The following is a 4,858-nucleotide window of genomic DNA, read 5'->3' on the forward strand; positions in this document are numbered from 1 at the left end:
ATCCGAGTCCCGAGTCCCGAGTCCCGAGTCCCGAGTCCCGAGTCCCGAGTCCCGAGTCCCGAGTCCCGAGTCCCGAGTCCCGAGTCCCGAGTCCCGAGTCCCGAGTCCCGAGTCCCGAGTCCCGAGTCCCTATTCCCGGCTTTGGCTCATTGCCATCTGTCTTGCCACTTTGACCGCCTCGAACAGGCTGCCCGGATGTGCCCTGCCGGTGCCGGCCAGATCCAGCGCGGTGCCGTGGTCGACCGAGGTGCGGATAATGGGCAGGCCCAGGGTGATATTGACGCCGGCGCCGAAGCTGGCGTATTTGAGCACCGGCAGGCCCTGGTCGTGATACATGGCCAGCACCGCGTCGGCACGGGACAGCTTGTCGGGATTGAACAGCGTATCTGCCGGCAAGGGGCCGATCAGATTCATGCCTTCGCCGCGCAGCATGGATAGTACCGGCTCGATGACGTCTATTTCTTCACGCCCCATATGTCCGCCTTCGCCGGCATGCGGGTTGAGGCCTGCGACCAGGATGCGCGGCTGGCGGATGCCGAATTTGCTCACCAAGTCAGCATGCAGAATGCGGATCACCGCAGTCAGCATATCGCACTGGATGGCATCGGCAACATCGCGCAGCGGCAGATGGGTGGTAGCCAGCGCCACGCGCATGCCGCCGCCCGCCAGCATCATCACCACGCGCGGCGTTTGCGTGCGTTCGGCCAGATACTCGGTGTGACCGGTAAACGGAACACCGGCATCATTGATCACCCCCTTGTGTATCGGCGCAGTAACCATGGCGTCGAATTCACCGGCCACACAGCCATCAATGGCCACATCCAACGTTTCCAGCACATAAGCGCCATTGGCCGGGTCAAGCACGCCGGGCGTGACCGGCACATCCAGCGGCACATGCAGCACTTCCAGAACGCCGGGCGCCGGGCGCGCATCGGCTTGCCAGTCGTGCAGGACAACATCCAGCTTCAGTTGCCGGGCACGGCTGGCCAGCAGGGCTTTATCGGCAATTACGACGCAGCGCGCCGCCGTGTCTTGCGCGGCCAGCGCAAGCACCAGGTCTGGGCCGATGCCGGCAGGCTCACCGGCGGTAATAGCGAGAATGGGTTGCATGATGTATCTGCCGGGTTAGGGGGTTAGGGATCGGGGAGTTGGGATTCGGGAACCGAGGTGTTGACGTGGTTTGGCCGGTTTTAAACACTGAAATCCGAGTCCCGAGTCCCGAGTCCCGAGTCCCGAGTCCCGAGTCCCGAGTCCCGAGTCCCGAGTCCCGAGTCCCGAGTCCCGAGTCCCGAGTCCCGAGTCCCGAGTCCCGAGTCCCGAGTCCCGAGTCCCGAGTCCCGAGTCCCGAGTCCCGAGTCCCGAGTCCCGAGTCCCGAGTCCCGAGTCCCGAGTCCCGAGTCCCGAGTCCCGAGTCCCTTATTTCTCTTCCAGCTTGTCTTCGATAAAGGCCGAGTCTTTCAGCTGTTGCAGCCAGTCCTGATAGGCCTGTTCGGCCTTGCGCAGGCGGATTTCCTGTTTGACGGCCAGCTTTTCGCGCTCGCCGGATACGTCCTGGGTGCGTACTTCTTCCAGGCGGATCAAGTGCCAGCCGAACGGGCTGCGCACCGGTTCGCTGACCTGACCCGGCTTGAGCGCAATCATGGCGCGCTCGAATTCGGGCACGGTGTCGCCCTTGTTCATCCATGAAAGATCCCCGCCTTGTGCGGCGCTGCCGTCTTCCGAGAAGCGTTTGGCCAGATCCTCGAATTTGGCGCCCTGCTGCAGGCGGTCGCGCACTTGCTGGATGCGGGTGCGGGCATCGGCTTCCGATACCGCTTCATTGGTGCGTATCAGAATGTGGCGGGCGTGGTATTGCTCGACCATCATCGGTGCCGAACGGTCACGCCTGTCCTGCAACTGGAAAATATAGAAGCCCGACGGGGTGCGGATCACCTCGGTGTGACCGCCTTTGGGCAGGGTCTCCAGCAGGGCGACCAGATCCGGCGGCAAGGCCGTGCTGCTGCGCCAGCCTATGGCGCCGCCGTCCAGCGCATTTTTGGCATCCGAATAGCTGGCGGCGACCTGGGCAAAGGGCTTGCCGGCCTTGATGTCGGCCAGCGCACGCGCAGCCTTTTGTGCGGCCGCTTCCAGCGCCTTATTGTCGGCGCGTTCGGGCACGCTGACCAAGAGGTTGGCTAGCTGGTATTCGCTTTTTTGCGCATGCTGCGCACTTTTCATGACTTGCTCGACTTCCTGATCCGACACATTGGCCATGGACGAGGCGACGCGCTCTTTCAGGCGCTCCAGCAAGACTTCGCGGCGCAAATTGTCGCGAAAGGCATCGACGCTGCTGCCTTCCTTGACCAGACGGGCTTTGAGGCCGGCTACATCGGTATTGTTCTGCCGGGCCAGACGCGCGATAGTATCGTCCAGCTCGCTGTCGCTGACCTTGATGCCGTTATTGGCGGCATATTGCAGTTGCAGCTTCTCGCGCTCGATCTGGTCAAGCACCTGACGCTGCAGCACATTAGCGGCTGGCAGCGGTACGTTCTGGCGCTTGAGATTGGCCTCCACTTGCGCCAGACGCGCATTCAGCTCGGACTGGGTGATGGCATCCTTGGTCACCACCGCCACAATGCGGTCCAGCGTGATGATGGCAGCGGGAGCTTGCAGGGAGAACAGGCCGGCAATCAGGCCGGCGGCGAGTGTTTTTTTAATCATGGGCATGGTTAGCATCATTCGTTGGTTTTGCTATAGCCCGGGATCGCCAGGCGCAGGGTATCGCTTACTTTGCCGAAGCTGGACATATCCTTGAGTTCCAACTGGAACATCACCGAGGTCTTGAACTGGTCGATATCGGTGACGAAGCGCTGGCCCACCATGCGGAAGGTCCAGCAGCCGGCGTTATATTCAAAACCAGCCAGGGTGTCGAAGGCCTGCTTGGCGGCCAGCGAGTATTCCACCCGGCCGACGCCATAGAGCTGACGGGTAATCGGCCACTGGCCGGCCAGCTCGATCTGGCGGGTCGGATAGTTCACCGCTGTGCCATTCACTTCGACCAGCTCGTCCGGGTCGTAGCGGTAGCGCAGGCTGAGCGCCTTGCCTGCTTCCGGGTGGTAGCGCAGCGCGACATTGTATTTTTCGGTGCGTCCCTGCTGCGGGTTGTACTGGATGGCACCATCCAGCCGGATATCACGCGTCAGGTCGCCACCGACGGTGGCCAGAATGTCGGACACATTGTCGCGGACCGATTCGCTGTCATAGAGCCTGACCCGGTCTTCGCTGAAGTAGACGCGCTGGCCGATGCCGACGCGTAGGCGTTCCAGACCCGAGTCATTGTCGATATAGCTGGAGGTGACGGCAGCGGTGAGTTGATTGGCTTCGTTGATGCGGTCCCAGCCCGAGTAGCGGTTTTCGGAAAACAGCTGGGTCCAGTCAAAGTCATTGATCGAGCTATCGAAGTTGGGCAGTTTGCTCTGGTCGCGGTATGGGATATTGACGTAGTACAGGCGCGGTTCCAGCGTCTGGGTATGCGGGCTGCCGGCAAACTCGCTCTCGCGCTCGAAATAGAGACCGGAGTCGACACTGAAGGTCGGCGTGGTAATGCTTTCATTGCGGCTGCGCTGCTGGTCGGGTGTGCCGCCATAACGCCAGCCATCTAGTGCATATTGGCGGAAATTGACGCCCAGCTTGGGCTGGATATAGCCCCAGCTGGCATCGGCGCGCCAGCTTAGCGAGGGGTTGAGCATCAGGCGGTCGCCTTCCTGCAGATCGGGATGCGAGAAGCGGGTGGCCTCCGACAGCAAATTCCACGACAGGCCGGCCGGTAGCGTCTGTCCGCCATTGAGCGTGATCTGCGGCAGGCGCGCGTAAGGGATAGTGCCGCCGCGGGCATTGTCTATCAGCGTCTGGTAGCGCTGTGCGCGTATGGTTGCGGCCCCCCAGCCCAGGTTGTAGCTGGCCCAGGCCTGACGCTCGAGGTTGTCGCTGGACACCTGCGCCAGACGGTCGCTGAAATCGTCAAAATAATCATTGTCCGATACATAGCTGGCGTCGTAGCCCCAGCTCAATTCGGGCGAAATCTGCTGCCGGTGCTGGCCTTTCCACAGATAGCGGTGGGTGTCGGTTTCCTTGTCTTCTATCTGCTCGGTGTACATCTGGCCCTGATAGCCGGGTTGCAGATAGCGAAATTCTCCGCCCAGCATCAGGCCGCGCTTGGCGATATAGCGCGGAAAGATGGTCGCGTCGTAGTTGGGCGCGATATTCCAGTAGTAGGGGGTGGAGATATCCAGGCCCGCGCTGCCCACGCTGAAAGTCGGGAACAGCAGGCCTGACTTGCGCCCGCCATCCAGCGGGAAGTCCATCCACGGCGTATACAGCACCGGTACGCCGCCCAGGTACAGGCGGGCATTGCGCGCCACGCCGACATTGCGTGTGTAGTCGGCATCGACGGTGGTGGCTTTCAGGTACCAGGACTCGTCACCGGGGTCACAGGTATTGACCGTGGTGCGCTTCAGCTCGTAGTGCTTGTCGCCAAGTATTTTCAGCTCGTCGCTCTTGCCGCGCAGTACACCCTTGCCCTGCTGGAAGGCAAATACGGCATCGTCGGCGCTGCCTTGCTGGGTGGCCATCGAGTAGTCGAGCTTTTGGGACAGGATGTCGCTGCCCGGCTGGGTCATATGTACGCGGTCGCCGGCTTCGATCAGCTCGTTGCGCTTGACGTAGTAATTAAGCCAGTCCGAGGTAATGGTCTGGTCATCGCGGATGGCGACGACATTGCCGCGTGCCTTCAATTCATTGTCCATCTGGCCGGACAGCTCGTCGGCGGTGACAGTCAGCGAACCTGCCGGCAGGGTATCGGCCAGCGCAGGCGGCGCAA

3 protein-coding genes are annotated in these 4,858 nt (G+C 61.8%); all 3 read right to left on the reverse strand.

The annotated features are described in order from the left end of the window. Positions 1-129: 129 nt before the first annotated feature. Positions 130-1,110 (reverse strand): 4-hydroxythreonine-4-phosphate dehydrogenase PdxA, encoded by a 981-nt coding sequence (gene pdxA / locus EGI20_RS06715; RefSeq protein ID WP_498630709.1) that lies wholly within the window; start codon positions 1,108-1,110, stop codon positions 130-132. A gap of 306 nt (positions 1,111-1,416) precedes the next feature. Beyond that, positions 1,417-2,706 (reverse strand): peptidylprolyl isomerase, encoded by a 1,290-nt coding sequence (locus EGI20_RS06720; protein ID WP_498630711.1) that lies wholly within the window; start codon positions 2,704-2,706, stop codon positions 1,417-1,419. A gap of 8 nt (positions 2,707-2,714) precedes the next feature. Then, positions 2,715-4,858: LPS-assembly protein LptD (locus tag EGI20_RS06725; protein ID WP_498630713.1), on the reverse strand; the 2,144-nt coding region annotated here is incomplete at its 5' end.

This window comes from Aquitalea sp. S1-19 (assembly GCF_024343515.1).